The following is a 19,811-nucleotide window of genomic DNA, read 5'->3' as shown; positions in this document are numbered from 1 at the left end:
ACACGACGCAAGGAGGCTGCGATGAGTACGGCGGATGTGTCCAGCGAAGCCGGCAGGGTCTCACGTGCCCAGGGCATCGACATGATGCTCGAAGTGATCCTTGTCCCGGTGTCGGATCTCGCGCGCGCCACGGAGTTCTATCTCCGCCTCGGGTGGAGGCGAGACGACAACACGCCGCCCGGAGTGGAGCAGTTCACCCCTCCCGGCTCCGGGTGCTCGGTGGTGTTCGGCGAGGGCCTGACGACGGCAGCGCCCGGTTCGGCCGGCGGTTTCCTGGTCGTCTCGGACATCGAAGCGGCACGGGAGGCGCTGGTCGCCGACGGTATCGACGTGGGCGAGATCTTCCATGTCACCCCGGGCGGCCCGGTCCCGGGCCGTGACCCCGATGGCGGCAGCTACGTCACGAGGGCGTTCTTCAGTGATCCCGACGGCAACAGCTGGATGCTGCAAGAGATCACGACCCGCCTTCCCGGCCGCCTCGGATGATCCGCCGCTTCGGACGTGAGGCTTCATGACCACCCCGCGGGATCTGCTGATCGTCGCCATGGACGTCGAGGGCACCCGCGACGTCGGACCAGGTGACCTGTCGCTCGCGCTCGCCGGAGCCGAGTTGATCGAGCTGCTGAAGACACCGACCATCCGCTTGGACGCCGGTCGTATCGTGCCAGGGCATCTGCCGCTGCCGGCGGATCCGCTCCTGGTGGAGGCCGCAGCCGTCCTCATGATGGACGAGCCCTACGAGTTGGTCGGCGACTGGCTGTGGCGCAGAGGTGACTCTCTGACCGAGGCGTACATGGCCGCCTTCGAGGCCGACGGGCTGGTCGTGCGGCAGGGCAGCCGGCCCTTCCGCGGCGGGCAGAGGGTCCTGGTCGATTCGCCGTTGCGCCGGGGGGCGATGGAGCGCTGGGAATCCGGCGAGCCGGTCCTCCGCAGCCTGGCGGAAAGTCTCGGGATCCAGCACGGGGGCGCGGAACCGTCGGAGATCGAGGACTACGCCGTGGCGATGGTGCTCGGCGCTGTCAACGACGCACTGTTGGAGCTGGAGGGCGAGCGGCAGAAGCGGGGCATCGAGCAGGCCGCCTTCGACAACGTCTGGCGTGGCTTCTGAGGGACCGTGCTCCGCTCTGAGGGCCGTCGGCGGGCGAAGGCCGGACGGCCCGTCCGGACGGCCGTACATCGTCCGTGATCCGAGTGGTCCGGTGCCTGCGGCTGTTTGGCCGCGGCAGCGGCGGGGACTGCGTGGAGCATGATCCGAACCATTGTGCGCGGCTGCGCGGCGGGGGCCGCGGGGACCACCGCGTTGAATGCCATGGGCTATGCCGACATGGCTCTGCGGGGCAGGCCCGCCAGCAGTGTCCCGGAAACCCTCGTGGACACCGTCACCACCCGGGCGGGGATTCCGCTCCCGGAATCCGACGACAAGGGCAACCGGCTCTCCGGTCTCGCGGCGATCGCCGGGATCGCCGTGGGAGCGGGCACCGGCGCCGCCGTTGCGCTGGCCCACCGGTCCGGGGCCCGGCTGCCCGTCTGGCTGGGCGGCGCGCTCACCGGTGTCCTGGCGATGGCCGCGTCCGACGTGCCCCTCGCCGCCTTCGGGATCAGCGACCCCCGTACCTGGTCGGCCGCCGACTGGACCTCTGACGTGGTGCCGCACCTCGTCTACGGCCTCGTCACCTACGGCCTGGTGGCCGCGTGGGACCGGCGGCCGTGAGCATCGCAGCCCGCACGGCCGGGGCCCGAGGATCCGCCATCTCCTCATGCTGATCAGGGCAGAAGGCTCCTTTTGATACGGGTTCCCGCTGATGCATGCTGGAGGAGCGGCTCGCCCCCATCCCAGAGGCGTGACCTGCGGTTCGATCGAAGCGGAGGAGACAGGCCATGACCAACGACCAACAGAAGGCGCTGCTGGCGGGCGGATGCTTCTGGGGCATGCAGGATCTGATCCGGACGCTCCCCGGTGTCGTCACCACACGCGTGGGATACAGCGGTGGCGACACCCCTGATGCCACGTACCGCAACCACGGGAACCACGCCGAGGCGATCGAGATCGTCTTCGACCCCGCGGTGACCGACTACCGCACGATCCTCGAGTACTTCTTCCAGATTCACGACCCGACCACGAAGAACCGGCAGGGCGGCGACATAGGCGCGGACTACCGCTCCGCCATCTTCTACGTCGACGACGAGCAGAAGCGTGTCGCCGAAGACACCATCGCCGATGTCGAGGCTTCCGGCCTGTGGCCCGGCAAGGTGGTCACCGAGGTCGCGCCGGCCGGTGCATTCTGGGAGGCCGAACCGGAGCACCAGGACTATCTCCAGAAGTACCCCGAGGGCTACACCTGCCACTTCCCGCGGCCGAACTGGCAGCTGCCGAAGCGCGCGGAGATCTGAGGGACGGCCCTCAGGGTCCGTCAGCCCGACGCCCCGGGCCGGCCGTTCCGGGCTGCGGCTCGGCCGGCCGGTTCAGCAGGTAGCCGGCCACGGTGTTGGCCACCGCGACCAGAGGTACGGCGACGACAGCGCCCCCGATGCCGGCCACCAGCCCTCCTGCGGTCACCGAGAAGATGACCGCCAGCGGATGCACGCGGACCGCCCGGCCGAGGATGAACGGCTGGAGGATGTGTCCCTCGAGCTGCTGCACGCCGAGCACGATGATCAGGACCAGCAGCGCGGTGAACACGCCGTTGGCGACGAAGGCGACGACGACGGCCAGCAGTCCCGAGACGACCGCGCCCACCAGGGGGATGAACGCGCCGGCGAAGACGACGACGGCGAGGGGCACGGCCAGGGGGACACCGAGGATGTAGATGCCCAGGCCGATGCAGACGGCGTCGATGAAGGCGACGATGAGTGTGCCGTGGACGTACGCGGTGAGGGTGTCCCACGCACGGGGACCGGCGCCGGCGAGTGCGGGGCGGGCGGGAGCTGGGGCGAACTTGAGGCTCCATCTCCAGATGCGCGGCCCGTCGTAGAGCAGGAACAGCGTGGAGAACAGGGCCAGCAGGGAACCGGTGAGCAGTTCCAGGACGACGGTCACACCCTGGAGGCCGGCATCGGCCAGTTGTTCCCTGCTGGAGCCGATTCCGTCCCTCAGCATCCGGGTGAGGTCGTCGATCTGCGCTTCCGTGACGTGGAAGGGGCTGTTCAGCAGCCAGCGTTTGGCGTCCTCGATACCGTCCTGGAGGCGGCTCGAGAGCTCGGCCAGATTGGTCATGACCTGCCAGACGACGAACCATCCGACGAGCCCCAGCAGGGCGAAGCCGAGGAGTGCCGTGATGGCGGTGGCCAGCCCTTGCGACACTCCGTGCCGGTGGAGACGGGCCACGGTGGACTGGAGCAGCGCGGTGATGAGGAGCGATGCCACGAAGGCGAGCACGAGCACGCGCACGGCGCTGATGGCCTGCACCAGCACCCAGAGCGTGGCCGCGATGACGAGGAGGCGCCATCCGGCTTCCGCGGCGACGCGAACGCCCCACGGGACCGCCGTGGCCGGTGGCGGTCGGTGACGGGCGGCAGGTACGGGGGAGCCCGGCTCAGGAGCGTCGACAGCCCGTTCCCGAGGCGGTGGTTGGGCCGCTCTCTGCCCCTTGGCGCGGAGGCGCTTCAACCATTCCTCACGTCCCACGTCCGTACCTCTCCCTCCGTCGTCCAGCGTTCAGCGGATGCGCGCCTCGGCGAGTCCACCCCCGCCCGCGGCGATGCCACCGGTCGGCATGGTCGGCTTGGTCGACTCGGCCGGGCCGAACGGCGGGGTGTCCTGTTGGCAGGTGGTGCCGGCGGGCGGCAGCGCGCCGGTGGTGAAGTAGCGCACGGCGTACCGGTTCACGCAGGTGCTGGGATTGACCAGGGCGGTGTGGCCGTACCCCTGGAGGGTCAGCAGGCGGGCGTCGGCCAGTTCGCGGGCCATGACCTCGGCGGCCCGATAGGACGTGGCCGGGTCGTAGGTGGGATTGACGACCAGAATCGGGTGCGCGGTGGGGCGGTTCCACGGACCGATGTAGCGGTGGGCCGCTGTCGTCGGCCACTGGCCGCACCACTCGTAGTCCCACACCCAGCGGCGGCCGAGGTCACCCGCGCGTGCCGCGCTGAACGCGTCGAGTTCGGCATAGCGGCTGAGGACACGGGGGTTGGGGCTCTCGGAGCAGACGACGGCGGCCTCCTGCTCGAAGCCCGGGTAGGCCGTGCTCTCAGGGGGCGCCGGCAGGCTCGGAGCGCGTCCCTGCCACAGCGTCTGCAGTGTCTCGGCCGCGTCGGTCCACCCCGGCGTGACGAAGTAGAGCGAGGACCGCACGGTGTCCACGGTCTTGGCGTAGGTCCAGTCACCGACCGGTTGGCGTCGGAGCCGTTCCATCAAGGTGGTCAGTTTGGTGCGGGTGGCACCCGGGCTGCCGGCGGAGAACGCGCAGCGTGATGCCGGGCCTCGACCGCACAGGTCGAGGAACTGATCCAGTGTCGCGGCCGACCCCAGATCCGAGCCCATGCGCAACGCGGTGGTCAGCCGCGCTGGTGCGGTCATGGCTCCGTCCGCGTAGCCGAGGGGGTCGACGTTGCCGTCCAGGAGCAGGCCGCCCACCTTGTCGGGGAAGAGGTTCGCGTAGACGGCACCGAGAAACGTGCCGTACGAGATGCCCCAGTAGCTGAGCTGTTCGTCCCCCACCGCCTGGCGCAGCCGGTCCAGGTCGCGGGCGCTGTCAGGGGTGGAGACATACGGCAGCAGCTTCGCGGCCCGTTGCTCGCAGCCCTTGGCCAGCTCGGCCCTCCCGGCGAACCAGGCCTGTCGTTCTTTCTCCCCCACCGGGAACCCCGCCGGCTGCCGCGCCCACCAGGCGGTCGCCTCCTCCGCGCTGCCGAAGCAGCGCACCGCGGTGCTGCGGCCCACACCGCGGGGATCCCAGCTGACGATGTCGAAACGCTCGCGCAGCTCGGCCGGGAAGTACCGTTCGTACCAGGCCGGCAGGGCATGGGTGCCGGCTCCGCCGGGGCCGCCGGGGTTGAAGAACAGCGACCCGAGCCTCTCGGAAGGGCCGGTGGCTCGGCGCCGGATCAGAGCGAGATCGATGCTCTCTCCGACCGGACGGTCGTAGTCGAGCGGAACGTCCAGCGTCGCGCACTCGAATCCCCGCTGTGCCTCTTCCTCGCACGGCCGCCATGTCGGTGCCGCTGCCCCGGAGCCCCCACCACGAACGGTCGGCGGTGCGGTGGCACCGGTGGTCAGGAGTACACACGGCAGCAGCATCGCGACGCACCACGCGGCGCGCCTTCGCCGGCCGGATATCGGGCCTGGCATCAGATCTCCTCCGCCGTCCATGTGCCGGGCCGCCGTCGCCGGTGGTCCCCTGGTCTGGACTCACCTCACCATCGCCCGGGGCAGGGCAGCACCCGTTGCGCACCCGAACGCGGTACGGCCCGGGGGAGCCCCGGCTCCCGGCTCCGACGTGCGCGGCGGGACGCGGGGGCGGAGATTGGAACGACCGGAGATCGCGGGGAGCGGACACCGGCCGCGTCGTACGAGCTGAGGAGCCGCCCATGTCGTCCGGCCCGACAGGCGAACAGTGGGAGATATGCCGGGACGGCCGGCGTGCCGTGGTGGTCCAGCTGGGTGCGGCGCTGCGCCACTACGAGGTGGACGGCAGACCGGTGCTGGACGGCTTCGGCGCGGACGAGCCGATCAGCGGCGGACGGGGCCAGATCCTCGTCCCCTGGCCCAACCGGGTGGGGGGCGGGCGCTACCGCTTCGCCGGCGACGACCTCCAACTGCCGCTCACCGAACCGGAGAAGCACAACGCGATCCACGGCCTGCTCCGCTGGAGCCCGTGGCGGCTGCTCGTCCACGGCGAGGATGTGGTGACGGCCGGGACGACCGTCTTTCCCCAACCGGGATACCCCTTCCGGCTGGACGTCGTCGCCGAGTACCGGCTCGGGCCCGAGGGACTCGAAACCACCGTCTCCGCCACCAACACGGGCCATGTCCCCGCGCCCTACGGCGTGGGGCAGCATCCGTATCTGACGGTCGGCACCGACCGGGTGGACGACGCCCTGCTGACGGTCCCCGCCCGGTACCGGCTGCGCACCGACGACAACGGGCTGCCCGTCGGCCGGGAAGACGTCGACGGCACGGAGTACGACTTCCGCACCGCCCGCCCGATCGGCGGCGCCCAGCTGGACACCGCCTTCGCCGGGCTGGAGCGCGACGCGTCGGGCCGTGCCGTCGTACGGCTCGCGCACCCCACCGGGCGGCACGGTGTCGACCTCTGGCTCGGCGACGGCACACGGTACGTGCAGATCTACACGGGTGACACGCTCGACGAGCCCCACCGGCGCCGCGGCATCGCCGTGGAGGCCATGTCCTGTCCGGCGGACGCCTTCCGCAGCGGCACCGATCTCACCGTCCTGGAGCCGGGGGACGGTCATGTGCTGCGGTGGGGCCTGAGCCCTTGGGGGACCGGATGACCTCACCTTCGCCGGCGGCCGGGGAGCGGATGAGCGACGACGCGTTCCGGTCGCTGTACACGCGGCTGCGGGACGGGACGCGGACGGCGGATCCCCGCGGGGCGCTGCGCCATCTGACTCCCGAACGGGTCGTGGCGGCCGCAGCGCGGGTGCGGATCGGCCGTACGGTGTCGCTGGCCGCCCCGGTGGACACCCACCCCGCCCCGGACAACCCCGAACCGGCGGAACACCGGATGCTGGCGCCCGCTGCCGGTGAGACCCATGCCGAGGGGCTGCACTTCGCCCTGGACCGCATCGCCATGAACGTCCACGGGGACGCGACCAGCCATCTCGACGCCCTCTGCCACGTCCTGTACGACGGCGAGCTGTACGACCGGGTCCCCGCGAGCACCGTGACGGCCGAGGGGGCCCGTGCGCTCTCCGTGGACCTGGTCGCGGAGGGCATCGTCGGCCGTGGGGTCCTGCTGGACATCCCCCGGCTGCGCGGCGTGCCCTGGCTGGAGCCCGGTGACTGGGTGACCCCGGACGATCTGACGGCGGCCGAGGCCGCGCAGGGGGTCCGGGTCTCTCCCGGTGATCTGCTGTTCGTGCGCGTGGGGCACCGCCGGCGCCGCGACGAACTCGGCCCGTGGGACGTGGCACGGGAGCGGGCAGGACTGCACCCGGATGCCGTGGCGTTCCTGGCCGAGCGGCAGGTCGCGGTCCTCGGCGGGGACGGCAACAACGACACCGCGCCCAGCCTGGTGGCGGACGTCGCCTTCCCGGTGCATGTACTGGCCATCCACGCCATGGGCGTGCACCTGATGGACTACCTCCAGTTCGAGGAGCTGGCCCCGGCCTGCGCGGACGCGGGCCGCTGGGACTTTCTGTGCACGGTCGCGCCGCTGCGGGTGCCGGGGGCCACGGGCTCGCCCGTGAACCCGATCGCCGTGCTGTGACCGGGGCGGGGCCGGCGGACCGGCGTCCGGTCGCCGTCCACCCGGAGGGCGGATACGTTCGAAGGGGCGGGGCGACAGGTCTCACGGGTGGGGCAGCAGGTCTCCGCAGCGCGGAGTGACAGGTCCTGGCGGCGCCAGGGCAGGGCCCCGAGCGCAAGGACGGTGGTCGCTGTGGGCGACTTCCCCCACTACGACGTCATCATCATCGGCACCGGCGCCGGCGGCGGCACCCTCGCCCACCGGCTCGCCCCCTCCGGCAAGCGGGTCCTCCTCGTCGAGCGCGGCGACTACCTGCCGCGTGAACGGGACAACTGGGACTCCACCGCCGTGTTCGTGAAGGGCAAGTACCGGGCCCCGGAGTTCTGGCTGGACCAGCACGGCAACGAATTCCCGCCCGAGGTCAACTACTACGTCGGAGGGAACACCAAGTTCTACGGCGCCGCGCTGTTCCGGCTGCGGCCCGAGGACTTCGGCGAGATCCGGCACCACGGCGGCCTCTCGCCCGCCTGGCCGATCCGGTACGAGGAACTGGAGCCGTACTACACCGAGGCCGAGCACCTCTACCTCGTGCACGGGCAGCACGGGGAGGATCCGACGGAAGGGGTGGCGAGCGCCCAGTACGCCCATCCGCCGGTGGAACACGAGCCGCGCATCCAGCAGTTGAGTGACGACCTGCAGAAGCGGGGCCTGCATCCGTTCCACCTCCCCATCGGTGTCAACCTCAGCCAGGACGGCAACGGCAGGGCCACGCACGCGAGTGTCTGCATCCGGTGCAACCGGGTGGACGGTTTCCCGTGTCTGGTGCGCGGCAAGTCCGACGCCGAGGTGATCTGTGTGGAGCCGGCGCTGCGCCACCCCAATGTCGAGATGATCACCAACACCCATGTGGTGCGGCTGGAGACCGACGCGACCGGACGCAGCGTGAAGTCGGTCGTCGGCCGGCTCGCCGACGGGTCGGAGGTCCGCCTCACGGCGGATGTCGTGGTCGTCTCCTGCGGCGCGGTCAACTCCGCCGCCCTGCTGCTGGCCTCGGCCGACGACCGTCATCCCGCGGGCCTCGCCAACAGCTCCGACGTGGTCGGCCGTTACTACATGCGGCACAACAACCAGGCGCTGATGGCCGTTTCGAAAGAACCCAACGACACTCAGTTCCAGAAGACCCTTGCCCTGCACGACTGGTACTTCGGCGCCGACGACTGGGACTTCCCGCTCGGCGGCATCCAGATGCTCGGCAAGTCGGACGCCGAGCAGATCCACGGCGAGGCCCCGAAGTGGGCGGGTGCCGTGGCTCCCGACATGCCGTTCGAGGTCCTGGCGCACCACGCCGTCGACTTCTGGCTGTGCGGTGAGGACCTCCCGCTGCCCGGCAACCGGGTCACCCTGGACGGCGACGCCCGTATCCGGCTGGCTCTCGACGAGACGAACAACATGGAGGGCCTGAAGCGGCTGCGGCACAAACTCCAGGGAATGCTGGGCCACTTGGGCATGCACGAACACAAGCTGCTGTCCCACAGCATCTATCTCCACAAGGGCATGCCGATCGGCGCCACCGCGCACCAGGCGGGCACCGTGCGCTTCGGCACCGACCCGGCCGCCTCCGCCCTGGACCTCAACTGCAAGGCCCACGACCTCGACAACCTCTATGTCGTCGACACGAGCTTCTTCCCGAGCATCGGTGCGGTGAACCCGTCGCTGACGGCCATCGCCAATGCCCTGCGGGTCGGTGACCACCTCGTGGAGCGGCTGGGCTGACGGGCGGCGGCATTGGGCCGCCTGGGCGAAGATGCTCCGCCAGGCGGAGCAACCCCCGCTCGCCGGACACACCTCCCGCCGCCGCCGGTGATTGCGTGGCCCCGCCCCAGCCGGGTGGACCGGGGCGCCGCAGCGAGGAGGCAGGGCATCATGGGTTCCAGCGAGGGCGCACCTCAGGGTGTCATTCCACCGCGTCTGCTCAAGGGCCAGAAGGCACTGGTCACGGGCGCCAATTCGGGCATCGGGAAGGCCACGGCCATCGGGCTCGGCCGGGCCGGCGCGGATGTGGTCGTGAACTATGTGACCGGCGCCGACGCCGCGCAGGAAGTGGTCGACGAGATCACCTCGTTCGGGGTCCGCGCGGCCGCCTACGCGGCGGACGTCTCCCAGGAGGACCAGGTCGTCGCCATGACGGACCGCATGGTCGAGGAGTTCGGGACGATCGACATCCTGGTCGCCAACGCCGGTCTGCAGCGGGACGCGCGGTTCACCGACATGACCCTGGCGCAGTGGCAGAAGGTGCTCGACGTCAACCTCACCGGCCAGTTCCTGTGCGCCCGGGAGGCGACCAGGGAGTTCCGGCGCCGCGGGGTCGTCCCCGAGGTCTCCCGGTCCGCCGGCAAGATCATCTGTATGAGCTCGGTGCACCAGATCATCCCCTGGGCGGGCCACGTCAACTACGCCTCCTCCAAGGGTGGCGTGCAGATGATGATGGCGACCCTGGCCCAGGAACTGGCCCCGGAGAAGATCCGGGTGAACGCGGTCGCCCCCGGCGCCATCCAGACCCCGATCAACCGCGACGCCTGGGAGACGGCCGAGGCCCGCGAGGAGCTGCTGAAGCTCATCCCGTACGACCGGATCGGCGAGCCCCAGGACATCGCCCACGCCGTCGTCGGCCTCGCCTCCGACCTCATGGACTACGTGGTCGGGACGACCCTCTACGTCGACGGCGGCATGACCCTCTTCCCCGGCTTCGCCACCGGCGGCTGACCTTCCCGCACGTCACGAACAGGGAAGGCGTTCATGCACACCTCGTTCCACCTGCTGGCGGATGCCCCGGCCCAACTGCTGCCCGCCCGGGAACTCATGGCGTTCACCCTCGCCTCCCACATCATCCTGGTGCCCATGGGAGTGGCGCTCCCCTTCATCACCCTGGTGATGCACTACCGCGGACTGCGCCGGGGGGATGCGACCGCCCTTCTGCTGGCACGGCGCTGGTCGGCCGTCATGGCGGTCCAGTTCGCCGTCGGTGTGGTCACCGGCACCGTGCTGTCCTTCGAGTTCGGCCTGCTCTGGCCGGGGCTCATGGGCCGGTGGGGGGACGTCTTCGGGATCGGCTTCGGCATCGAGGCATGGGCGTTCTTCCTGGAAGCCGTGCTCATCGCCATCTATCTCTACGGATGGCGGCGGCTGAAGCCGCGGACCCACTTCCTCCTCGGGCTCCCGCTGCCGGCCACCGCGCTGCTCGGGGCGTTCGGCATCCTCGCCGCCAACTCCTGGATGAACACCCCGCAGGGCTTCTCCCTCGACAGCGAGGGCAACCCGGTCGACGTGGACGTCTGGAAGGCGATCTTCACGCCGATGTTCGGGCCGCAGTACTGGCACTTCGTCGTGGCGATGCTGATCACCGCGGGCTATGTGGTGGCGGGCGTCTACGCCGTCGGCTGGCTGCGAGGCCGCCGGGACCACTACCACCGGCTCGGATTCGCCGTTCCCTTCACCATTGCCGCGGTGGCCACTCCCGTGCAGTTCATTCTGGGCGACTCCATCGCCCGGTCGGTGTTCCACAAGCAGCCGGTGAAGTTCGCGGCCCTGGAGATCGTCTGGAAGACCGACACCCGGGTTCCGGAGTACCTCTTCGGCCGCCTGCATCCCGACGGTTCCGTCTCGGGCGGCATCAAGATCCCGCTGCTCGACTCCCTCCTGGCCGGATTCAGCCCGAACACCACCGTGGTGGGGCTGACCTCGGTCCCGGCCGACCAGCGGCCGACGGCCACTCAGGCGACCATCGCGCACTGGGCCTTCGACCTGATGGTGGTCATCGGGTCGGTGCTGGTGCTGCTCGCCCTCTGGTACGGGCTCGTCTGGCTGCGGCACCGCCGCCTTCCCGAGTCGAAGTGGTTCTACCGCAGCGCTGCCTGTGCGGGCGTCGCGTCCGTCGTCGCCGTCGAATGCGGCTGGATCGCCACCGAGGTGGGACGCCAGCCCTGGATCGTCTACCAGAACATGAGGGTCGCCGAGGCCGTCACCTCGACCCGCTCCACCACCCTGTGGATCATGCTCGCTCTGGTGATCGTGGTGTACGTGTTCATCTTCGGCTCGTTCCTCGCGATCCTGCTCCGGATGCGCACGCGCTGGCGGCTCGCGGACGAACAGCGGGCGGCGGGGACCCCGGCGCCGCCGCCCGAGGCGGACACCCCGTACGGGCCGCGGGCGCCCGTTCCCGCGGGCGACGCCCCCGCAGCGGGCCCGGAGACCCCGTCGGAAGGCGGCCGTCCGTGAGCGCCGATCTCATCGCCGTGGTGCTGCTGCTCGCGGTGGCCGCGTACACCTGCGCGGGCGGCACCGACTACGGCGCCGGCTTCTGGGACCTGACCGCCGGGGGCGCCGAGCGCGGCAAGCGGCCCCGGTGGCTCATCGACCACGCCATGGCCCCCGTGTGGGAGGTCAACAACGTCTGGCTGGTCTTCATCCTCGTCATCACCTGGACCGGTTTCCCCACGCTCTTCCAGACCGTGTTCTCCGCCATGTGGCTCCCGCTGGCCCTGGCGGCCGTGGGCATGGTCCTGCGCGGGGCGGGCTTCGCGTTCCGCAAGCCCGCCCGTCGGCTCGCCGGACGGCGGCTGTACGGAGCGGTGTTCGCCGTGGCGTCGCTCGTGACGCCGTTCTTCCTCGGCGCCGCCGTCGGCGGTGTCGCCTCGGGCCGGGCGGCGCCCGGTACCCCGGCCACGGCGGACGTCTGGGCCAACCCCACCTCGGTGCTGTTCGGGCTGCTCGCCGTCGCGACCACGGCGCTCCTCGGCGCGGTGTTCCTCGCCGGGGACGCACGCCGTTTCGACGCGCCCGACCTCGTCGGCTACTTCCGCCGTCGCGCGCTCGCAGCGCTGGCCGTGCTCGCGGTGCTGGCCGTGATCACGCTGTTCGTCACCCACGACGACGCTCCCCATGTGTGGCACGGACTCACCCACGGCGTCGGTCTGTTCTTCGTCGTCCTGGCCACCGTGGCCGCACTCGCGACCGCCTGGCTGCTGCTGCGGACACCCGGCAACTGGGCCCGCGTCACGGCCGTCTGCGTCGTTGCCTCCGCCGTGATCGCCTGGGGCATGGCCCAGCGCCCCTACCTCGTCCCGACCTCGCTGACCGTGGCGGACGGCGCGGGTGCGCCCTCGACCCTGACCTGGCTGGCGGTCGTCACGCTGGTGGCCGTGGTGATTGTCTTCCCGGCCGTCGGCCTTCTGTACTGGCTCGACACCCACGGCGAACTCGAAGAACTCAGCGACACCGACCTGAGGCAGGGCGGCGCGGGCGGCGACAGCCCGTCCGGGAGCAACTGACCCGCTGCCACGGGTGATTCCCCGCCCCTCGTGCCCGGACTCCGACGAAGGGAGCCGCTGTGACCGATGACGAGATCCTTCTCGGCTTCGCGCTGACGCTGGTCATCGCGACCGGATCGCAGATCCTGGCGAGCAAGCTGCGCGTGCCCGCCCTGATCCTGCTGCTCCCCGCCGGGTTCGCCGCAGGCGCCCTGACGGATGTCATCCACCCGGACAGACTGATGGGACAGAACTTCTCCGTCCTGGTGTCGCTGTCCGTCGCGGTGATCCTCTACGACGCCGGGCTGGGCCTCAACCTGCGCAAACTCACCGGTCACACCCGGTCGGTCGTGGGACGGCTGCTCCTGCTCGGCATCCTGATCACCTTCTTCGCCACCAGCTCGGTGGCGCCGGCCATGTTCGACATGCCCCTCAGGGTGGCAGCGATGCTCGGCACGATCCTCGTGGTCTCCGGGCCCACCGTGGTGGGACCGCTGCTCGACTTCGTACGGCCCTCCGACCGCGTACGCCGCATCCTCATCTGGGAGGGGACGCTCACCGATCCGATCGGCGGCATCCTCGGCGCGCTGGTGTTCCACGCCATCGCCACGACGCACCGGGTCGACATCGGGCGCGGCTACCAGCTGGGTCAGTTCGGCCTCAGCCTGCTCGTGGGGCTGATCGGCGGGGCCGTGGGAACCGCGCTGCTGTGGCTGACGCTGCGCACCCTGCGGCTGGGCGAGACGCTGGGCACCCTGGCACAACTGGCCACGGTGATCGCCGTCTCCGCGGGCTGCGACATCGTCCGGGACGACACCGGGCTGATCGCCGCCATCGTCACCGGACTCGCCGTGACCAACATCCCCGGCTTCGACATGCCCGCCCGGCGCCCCTTCTTCGAGACCCTGGCCCAGCTGATCATCGGGCTGCTGTTCGTCTCCATCTCCTCCACCGTCACCCCGGCGTCCCTGGTGCCCGTGCTCCTGCCCGCGCTGGGACTCATCGCGATCCTCGTCCTGGTGGTGCGTCCGCTGGTGGCCTACCTCTCGACGACCGGCACCGGCATGAGCCGGGGGGAGCGGGCGTTCACCGGCTGGATGGCGCCACGCGGCATCGTGGCGGCGGCCACGGCGTCGGCCTTCTCGGCGAGCCTCGTGGACCGGGGAGTGGACGGAGCGTCCCGGATCCTCCCGGTCACCTTCCTCGTGATCGTGGGCACGGTTCTGCTGTACGCCCTGACCGCGGGACCGGTGGCCCGGCGGCTGGGCATCGTCAAACCGGCGGGCACCCGGATCCTGCTGGTGGGCGGGAAACGGTGGGTGATCGAGCTGGGGAAGGCCCTGCGGTCCGCCGGGCTGGACGTGCTGATGTGGGCCGGGCTCGACGAGGAGCGGCAGCGGATCAGGGACGAGGGGATCGAGTTGGCCACGGGTGACCTGCTGGCCACCGCCACCAATCCCGGGGCCCGGCTGGAGGGTGTGACCGCCGTCTTCCTGGCCACCGACGACGACGACTTCAACGCGCTAGCGTCCGTGGTGATGCAGGACAACGTCGAAGGCCCCGTCTACCGGGTCGGGCCCCCGCACGACAGCCACGGGGTCATCGCCCCCTACACCGGAGGGGACATCCTGTTCGGCCGTGCTCTCGTCCGCCAGGTCCTGGCCGACCGCTACGAGCAGGGGGCCCGGTTCCTGGTGCAGCCGGCCTCGTCCCCGGTGCCGCCGGAGTACGACACGCTGTTCGTGGTGCGGGCCGACAACAGGCTGGAGCCGGTGACCGAGAAGCAGCAGCTCACCCCGGAGGAAGGCGACACCGTCGTCCTGCTGGGCGCCGCCCCCACCGGGGGGTGAGCCGGCCCGGACCGTGGTGGCCCGGATCTCTCCGCCGGACCCGGGTCCGGCAGGTCTCCGCGGTACTCAGGACCGGGCCTCGCGCGCCCGGTTGATGGCGTCGTCCAGGGTGATCGCCGTGTCGATCATCGCGAGGTGCGTGAACGCCTGGGGGAAGTTGCCCAGTTGCCGTCCCGTCAGGTCGATCTCCTCCGAGTACAGACCCAGGTGGTTGGCGTACGTGAGCATCTTCTCCAGCACCAGTCGGGCCTGGTCCGTCCGTCCCGCCCTGGCCAGGGCGTCGACGTACATGAACGTGCAGAGCGAGAACGTGCCTTCGGAGCCGCGCAGCCCGTCGGGGGAGGCCTCCGGGTTGTAGCGGTAGACGAGGCTGTCGGTGACCAGCTCCCGGTCCATCGCGTTCAGCGTCGATGTCCACATCGGGTCGTCGGGCGTGATGAACCCCACCGTCGGCATCCGCAGCAGCGCCGAGTCGAGGACATCGCTGCCGTAGTGCTGCACGAAGGCGCCGCGCTCCTCGTGCCAGCCCCGCGCCAGGACCTGCTCGTAGATCTTGTCGCGCTCGGTCGTCCAGCGGCCCTTGGCGGCAGGCCGGCCGCTCGAGTTGGCGAGCCGCAGGGCGCGGTCGAAGGCGACCCAGCACATCACCCGTCCGTACGTGAAGTCCTGCCTGCCGCCGCGGGTCTCCCACAGCCCCTCGTCCGGCTGGTCCCAGTGGTCCACCAGCCAGTCGAGGAGCGTGTGCAGCGAGGTCCAGCCCCGGTTGTCGAGCTGGATGCCGTGCTGATGTGCGAAGTAGATGCTGTCCAGTGCCTCGCCGTAGATGTCCAGCTGCAACTGGTCGGCGGCCCCGTTGCCGATGCGCACGGGAGAGGACCCGTGGTACCCCTCCCAGTGATCCAGGGTCTCCTCGACCAGGTCGGAGGAGCCGTCCACCCGGTACATGATGTTCAGCGGTCCGGCGTCGCCGCCCACCTTCTCCTGCACCCGGTCGCGCAGCCAGCCGGTGAAGGCCTTCGCCTCTTCCTTGAAGCCGAGGCCGAGCAGGGCATACACCGAGAACGAGGCGTCCCGGATCCAGGTGAACCGGTAGTCCCAGTTGCGTTCGCCGCCCAGTTGCTCGGGCAGACCCGCCGTCGGGGCCGCGACGAGGGCGCCGCTCGGTGCGTAGGTCATCAGCTTCAGCGTGATGGCCGAGCGTTCCACCGCCTCGCGCCAGCGGCCCGAGTAGCGGGACTGGGCCAGCCACCCCCGCCAGTAGTCGACGGTCTCCCCGAAGAGCTGCTCGAACTCTCCGAGGCCCACTTCGCGCGCCGGCCCGCGGGGCGACGACTCCAGCAGCAGTCCTCGCTGTTGGCCCGCCTCCAGCGTCAGCTTGAAGCGCAGGTCCCTGTCACCGGACACCGCGTTCAGCAGCCGGTCGTCCTCCGGATTCCGGACGGCGTGAACGGCCAGTTGCAGCCCGTCCGAGACGAACATGGCGCCGTGCTGCGAGATGTGCAGCTCGTGAGGCTTACGGCCGTAGTCGAACCGAGGGGCGATCTCCACCTCGAAGGTCATGCTGCCGCGTACGCAGCGCAGCATGCGGACGATCCGGTGGCGGTCGGTGGCCTCCGAGCCGGTCACCGGCATGAAGTCGAGCACTTCACCCGCACCGGCCTCGGTCATGAAGCGGGTCACGAGAATCGCGGTGTCGGGCAGGTACAACTGCTTGGTCGAATAGTCGTTCACCGCCGGTTTGACCGTGCAATGGCCACCCTTTTCCCGGTCCAGCAGGGCACCGAAAACACTGGGCGAATCGAAACGCGGACAGCAGAACCAGTCGATCGTCCCGTCGGTCGCCACGAGCGCCGCGGTCTGCAGATCTCCGATCAGACCGTGATTCTCGATGAGCGGGTATTCGTCCATGACGAGCCCCTTCCGGGTTCCCTTCGCTCAGCTTAAGCACGGACCCCACGGGCGGGCCTGCCGAGAAGGCGGTGCCGCAGTCGCGGCCTTCTGCCGCTGCGGCCGTCCGCGAGCGGCCTTAACGTGGTGGGGGAGGGCTGTGCCGAGCCGGAACTGGAGGGCGTCCTGTGCGGTACCGCCGAGCACCGGCTCCCACGAGTGGACGGGCCCGCACATGCGGGGCGTGACGTCCTGGGCAGCTGTCTTCGGGCTGCGGCAGTATGCCAAGGCCAGTCTGTGGATCCTGCCCCTGGTCGGACTGGTGCTCGGAACCCTCCTCGCCGAATTCGCCATCACTTTGGACGGAAAGGACTGGCCGCCGAGCGGCTGGCGGTATTCCGCGGCCACGGCGAGCGGAGTACTCAGCTCCATTGTCGGGGCGATGGTGGCGCTGCTCGGATTCGTGGTGACCATCGGCGTTCTCGTCGTCCAGCAGGCGACCGGAACTCTTTCCCCGCGGTATATGCGTCTGTGGTATCGGGACCGCTTGCAAAAGGCCGTGCTCGCCACGTTCACCGGGACGTTCGCTTTTGCGTTCTCCCTGCTGCGCAGTATCGAGGCGAACTCCGTCCCGGACCTCGGAGTCACCCTCGCCGGAGTGGCGGTGGCCGTCAGCCTGCTGCTCCTGCTCGTCTATCTCAACCGGTTCACCCACAACCTCAGGCCCGTGGCCATCGCGGCTCTGGTGGGAAGAATGGGGCAGAACGTCTTTTCCCATGGGGCCACGAAAATCCGCGACGCCGCTCCTGGCGCCGACGAGTCCGAGCCGTCCGGCGACCCGACGACGGTGATCCGCTCCGAACGCGGCGGTGCCATCCAGGCGTTCAACATCACCGGGCTGGTGGCAGAGGCGACGCGCCACGACTGCGCCTTCGTCGTGACCCGCCTGATCGGTGACTTCGTCCTGCCCGGCACCGTGCTCGTCGAAGTCCACGGCGGCACCTCGACACCCGACCCGGACCGGGTGAACGGCCTCGTCGCGCTGGGGGCCGAGCGCACCATCGAGCAGGATCCCGCCTTCGCCCTGCGGATTCTCGTCGACATCGCCATCCGGGCGCTCTCCCCGGCGGTGAACGACCCGACGACCGCGGTACAGGTCATCAACTACATCGAGACCCTGCTCCAGTCGGCCGGCACTCTGCCGCTCCCCGGCCGATACGTCCTGGCCGACGGCCAGGGCCGGCCACGACTCGTGCTGCCCGGGCGGGACTGGGACAACTATCTTCAGCTCGGCGTCTGCGAGATCCGCGAATACGGAGGATCGTCCGTGCAGATCTGCCGCCGGCTCCGCGCGCTGCTCGAAGACCTGCTGGACACGCTGCCGCCCTCACGTCATCCAGCCCTGCGGGTGGAGTTGCAGCTGCTCCAGGAGTCGGTCGAGCGGGTGTTCACGGACCCGGTCCGCCGGGCGGTGGCGGAAGCGGCCGACTGTCAGGGCATCGGCGGGCGGTACGGCTCCCCCCGCCGCCCGGACGGCCCGACGGCCTGACCAACCGCGGCCGGCCGGTCCCGAATCGGTCAGTGGGGCGAGGGCGAACGGCCAGAAGGACAGGCGCATTCAGTTGTCGCTCCGGATCGTGACGGGAGCGGACGGAGTCGTATGCGCGGGCGGCGGGCGGCGGGCGCTCTCAGCGGAACGGGTCGAGTGGGAGGCCGCGTTCCGGACGGCGGTCGGCACCCGGTGCCGGGCGGGTTCGTATCTCCCGAAAGCGTGTCGTACCCGGTGAAACCCGGCACAGCCCAAGAGGATGTGGCGCTGGTCGTGACGTCCACCGGGGCGCGAGGCGGTCGACAGCCTGGACGGCCTCTACGGAAGGTGCGGTGGCTGAGATGGCGAAGGAGACGATGGATGCGCAGGACAGCGAGAGTGCCGTCGAACTCGGGGGCTACCGGCAGGAGCTGAAACGGACGCTCGGGTCCTTCCAGGTGTTCGCGATCTCGTTCGCCTTCATCTCGGTGGCGGTCGGCATCTTCGCGACGTACGACGAAGTGCTGTTGACCGCGGGGCCGGTCGGGATCTGGCTCTGGATCATCGCGGCGGTGGGGCAGACCCTGGTGGCCTTGGTGGTCGCGCAGTTCGCGGCCCGCATCCCGCTCAGCGGCTCCTCCTATCAATGGGCCTCGCGGCTGGCGAACCCGAAGATCGGCTGGGGATTCGGTTGGCTGACCTTCTGTTACCTGGCGATCGGCGTGGTGGCGGTCGACAACGCCCTGGCGAGTCAGGCATTCATGCCGCTCCTCGACATGGAGCCGGACGAGGGCACGGCGCGCCTGATCACCCTGGTGGTGCTGTTCATCCAGACCGTGCTCGCCGTGGCCTCCACGCGGCTCGTCAGCCTGATCAACGTGGCGGCGGTGGGACTCGAACTGCTGCTCGTCGTGGGCGTGGCGATCGCGCTGATCATTGCTGTGCTGGTCACAGGTGACGGTGCGGTCGGCAACCTCACCTCGCGGGGTGTCACCGAGAACGCCACCGACTACTTCGCCGTCGGCGGCGGACTGATGATCGCGATGATCATGGGCCTCGCCACACTCGTCGGGTTCGACTCCGCGGCGAACCTGGCCGAGGAGGCCAAGGACCCCTATCGCTCCGTCCCCCGCGCGATCGTGGGATCGGTCGTGGCGGCCGGGCTCCTGGGACTGCTCTTCCTGATCACGCTCACCGTCGCGATCGACGACATCTCCCGGATCAGCGCGGACGGCTCCCCGGTCGCGGCGATCATGCGCGTCCACCTCGGTCCGGGGATGGAGGCGGGGCTGCTGATCGCGATCACGATCGCGTTCTTCGGCGCCGGGATCGTGGGGATGGTCGCGTGCGCACGGCTTGTCTTCGCGATGTCGCGCGATGGGCGCTTCCCTGCCCACCAGTTGATGCGGCGGGTCAACCGGCGCACGCGGACACCGATCCCGGCGACGATCCTGATCTTCGTCCTCGGAGTCGTCCTGATGGTCGCGCTGCCTGGCGCCGCGCTGCTGGAGCTGATCACGGCATCGACCATCCTCCCGGCGATCATCTACGGCTCGACGATCGTTCTCTATCTGGCGGTGCGCGGACGGCTGGATCGCAGGAAGGGCGCGTTCGACCTCGGGCGCTTCGAGCTGCCGGTCGCGATCTGCGCACTGGTGTGGACGCTCGTGGCGCTGTTCGTGCTGGTGACACCCGGGGAGGCGCTGGTCTCCGTCGTGATCGTGGCCGGCCTGCTCGTCGGCGGCGGGCTGTTCTTCCTCGTCATGCTGACCTTCGACCGCCAGGCACTGGAGACCGAGCCCGGGGAGGCGGACGCCTTCGGCGAGAGGTGACGGCGTGAGCGGGTGACGGGTGAATCGGCGTGCGGCGGAAT

At 70.2% G+C, this 19,811-nt stretch carries 16 protein-coding genes; 13 read left to right on the top strand and 3 right to left on the bottom strand.

Features of this window, described 5'->3' with window-relative positions; all coding sequences use genetic code 11:
* Positions 1–21 precede the first annotated feature (21 nt).
* The 4 genes from RPQ07_RS16060 to msrA all read left to right on the top strand — a co-directional run bounded on the left by RPQ07_RS16060 (position 22) and on the right by msrA (position 2,391).
* Positions 22–486, top strand: coding sequence for a VOC family protein (locus RPQ07_RS16060; RefSeq protein ID WP_313944829.1), 465 nt, complete (start codon positions 22–24; stop codon positions 484–486).
* 25 nt (positions 487–511) lie between these two features.
* Positions 512–1,108, top strand: a complete 597-nt coding sequence (locus RPQ07_RS16055) for a GOLPH3/VPS74 family protein (RefSeq protein WP_313944828.1) — start codon at positions 512–514, stop codon at positions 1,106–1,108.
* A gap of 138 nt (positions 1,109–1,246) precedes the next feature.
* Positions 1,247–1,711 (top strand): hypothetical protein, encoded by a 465-nt coding sequence (locus RPQ07_RS16050; RefSeq protein ID WP_313944827.1) that lies wholly within the window; start codon positions 1,247–1,249, stop codon positions 1,709–1,711.
* Between the two features lie 167 nt (positions 1,712–1,878).
* Positions 1,879–2,391 carry a peptide-methionine (S)-S-oxide reductase MsrA gene (gene msrA / locus RPQ07_RS16045; RefSeq protein ID WP_313944826.1) on the top strand — a complete coding sequence of 171 codons (513 nt, stop codon included), beginning with the start codon at positions 1,879–1,881 and terminating at the stop codon, positions 2,389–2,391.
* A gap of 10 nt (positions 2,392–2,401) precedes the next feature.
* On the opposite strand, the gene RPQ07_RS16040 is transcribed toward msrA, so the two are convergent.
* Together RPQ07_RS16040 and RPQ07_RS16035 are read right to left on the bottom strand one after the other, a co-directional pair.
* Positions 2,402–3,607, bottom strand: a complete 1,206-nt coding sequence (locus RPQ07_RS16040; protein ID WP_413777837.1) for an AI-2E family transporter — start codon at positions 3,605–3,607, stop codon at positions 2,402–2,404.
* A gap of 48 nt (positions 3,608–3,655) precedes the next feature.
* Positions 3,656–5,287 (bottom strand): alpha/beta hydrolase, encoded by a 1,632-nt coding sequence (locus tag RPQ07_RS16035; protein WP_313944825.1) that lies wholly within the window; start codon positions 5,285–5,287, stop codon positions 3,656–3,658.
* A 239-nt stretch (positions 5,288–5,526) separates the two neighbouring features.
* On the opposite strand from RPQ07_RS16035, the gene RPQ07_RS16030 reads away from it, so the two are divergent.
* The 7 genes from RPQ07_RS16030 to RPQ07_RS16000 all read left to right on the top strand — a co-directional run bounded on the left by RPQ07_RS16030 (position 5,527) and on the right by RPQ07_RS16000 (position 14,523).
* A complete protein-coding gene (locus tag RPQ07_RS16030) occupies positions 5,527–6,450 on the top strand; it encodes an aldose 1-epimerase family protein (protein WP_313944824.1) in 924 nt (307 codons plus the stop codon).
* Positions 6,451–6,479: 29 nt separating this feature from the next.
* Complete coding sequence (locus RPQ07_RS16025) at positions 6,480–7,388, top strand: cyclase family protein (RefSeq protein ID WP_313948912.1); 909 nt, start codon at positions 6,480–6,482, stop codon at positions 7,386–7,388.
* Between the two features lie 171 nt (positions 7,389–7,559).
* Positions 7,560–9,140, top strand: a complete 1,581-nt coding sequence (locus tag RPQ07_RS16020) for a GMC family oxidoreductase (RefSeq protein WP_313944823.1) — start codon at positions 7,560–7,562, stop codon at positions 9,138–9,140.
* Positions 9,141–9,290: 150 nt separating this feature from the next.
* Positions 9,291–10,130, top strand: coding sequence for an SDR family oxidoreductase (locus RPQ07_RS16015; protein WP_313944822.1), 840 nt, complete (start codon positions 9,291–9,293; stop codon positions 10,128–10,130).
* A gap of 33 nt (positions 10,131–10,163) precedes the next feature.
* Positions 10,164–11,642, top strand: coding sequence for a cytochrome ubiquinol oxidase subunit I (locus RPQ07_RS16010; RefSeq protein WP_313944821.1), 1,479 nt, complete (start codon positions 10,164–10,166; stop codon positions 11,640–11,642).
* Positions 11,639–12,694 carry a cytochrome d ubiquinol oxidase subunit II gene (locus RPQ07_RS16005; protein WP_313944820.1) on the top strand — a complete coding sequence of 352 codons (1,056 nt, stop codon included), beginning with the start codon at positions 11,639–11,641 and terminating at the stop codon, positions 12,692–12,694. Before RPQ07_RS16010 ends, RPQ07_RS16005 begins: the two co-directional genes overlap by 4 nt.
* A 59-nt stretch (positions 12,695–12,753) precedes the next feature.
* Positions 12,754–14,523 (top strand): cation:proton antiporter, encoded by a 1,770-nt coding sequence (locus RPQ07_RS16000; RefSeq protein ID WP_313944819.1) that lies wholly within the window; start codon positions 12,754–12,756, stop codon positions 14,521–14,523.
* 66 nt (positions 14,524–14,589) lie between these two features.
* On the opposite strand, the gene RPQ07_RS15995 is transcribed toward RPQ07_RS16000, so the two are convergent.
* Positions 14,590–16,431 carry a glycoside hydrolase family 15 protein gene (locus RPQ07_RS15995; protein WP_313944818.1) on the bottom strand — a complete coding sequence of 614 codons (1,842 nt, stop codon included), beginning with the start codon at positions 16,429–16,431 and terminating at the stop codon, positions 14,590–14,592.
* A 223-nt stretch (positions 16,432–16,654) separates the two neighbouring features.
* Here RPQ07_RS15995 and RPQ07_RS15990 point away from each other — a divergent pair, with 223 nt between their 5' ends.
* Positions 16,655–17,959: a DUF2254 domain-containing protein gene (locus tag RPQ07_RS15990; RefSeq protein ID WP_413777744.1), complete on the top strand. Its 1,305-nt coding sequence runs from the start codon at positions 16,655–16,657 to the stop codon at positions 17,957–17,959.
* 341 nt (positions 17,960–18,300) lie between these two features.
* A complete protein-coding gene (locus RPQ07_RS15985) occupies positions 18,301–19,770 on the top strand; it encodes an APC family permease (protein WP_313948911.1) in 1,470 nt (489 codons plus the stop codon).
* The last annotated feature ends 41 nt before the right edge of the window (positions 19,771–19,811 follow it).

It is taken from the genome of Streptomyces sp. AM8-1-1, assembly GCF_032229325.1.
Lineage (GTDB): Bacteria > Actinomycetota > Actinomycetes > Streptomycetales > Streptomycetaceae > Streptomyces > Streptomyces achmelvichensis.
This window is presented reverse-complemented; position numbering and strand designations above follow the sequence as displayed.

Excerpts from the sequence above, each read along its gene's own strand:
- RPQ07_RS16055 (WP_313944828.1), top strand. The coding sequence starts at position 512 with ATGACCACCCCGCGGGATCTGCTGATCGTCGCCATGGACGTCGAGGGC.
- RPQ07_RS16030 (WP_313944824.1), top strand. The coding sequence starts at position 5,527 with ATGTCGTCCGGCCCGACAGGCGAACAGTGGGAGATATGCCGGGACGGC.
- RPQ07_RS16010 (WP_313944821.1), top strand. The coding sequence starts at position 10,164 with ATGCACACCTCGTTCCACCTGCTGGCGGATGCCCCGGCCCAACTGCTG.
- RPQ07_RS16015 (WP_313944822.1), top strand. The coding sequence starts at position 9,291 with ATGGGTTCCAGCGAGGGCGCACCTCAGGGTGTCATTCCACCGCGTCTG.
- msrA (WP_313944826.1), top strand. The coding sequence starts at position 1,879 with ATGACCAACGACCAACAGAAGGCGCTGCTGGCGGGCGGATGCTTCTGG.
- RPQ07_RS15985 (WP_313948911.1), top strand. The coding sequence starts at position 18,301 with ATGGCGAAGGAGACGATGGATGCGCAGGACAGCGAGAGTGCCGTCGAA.
- RPQ07_RS16060 (WP_313944829.1), top strand. The coding sequence starts at position 22 with ATGAGTACGGCGGATGTGTCCAGCGAAGCCGGCAGGGTCTCACGTGCC.
- RPQ07_RS16025 (WP_313948912.1), top strand. The coding sequence starts at position 6,480 with ATGAGCGACGACGCGTTCCGGTCGCTGTACACGCGGCTGCGGGACGGG.
- RPQ07_RS16035 (WP_313944825.1), bottom strand. The coding sequence starts at position 5,287 with ATGCCAGGCCCGATATCCGGCCGGCGAAGGCGCGCCGCGTGGTGCGTC.
- RPQ07_RS16050 (WP_313944827.1), top strand. The coding sequence starts at position 1,247 with ATGATCCGAACCATTGTGCGCGGCTGCGCGGCGGGGGCCGCGGGGACC.
- RPQ07_RS15995 (WP_313944818.1), bottom strand. The coding sequence starts at position 16,431 with ATGGACGAATACCCGCTCATCGAGAATCACGGTCTGATCGGAGATCTG.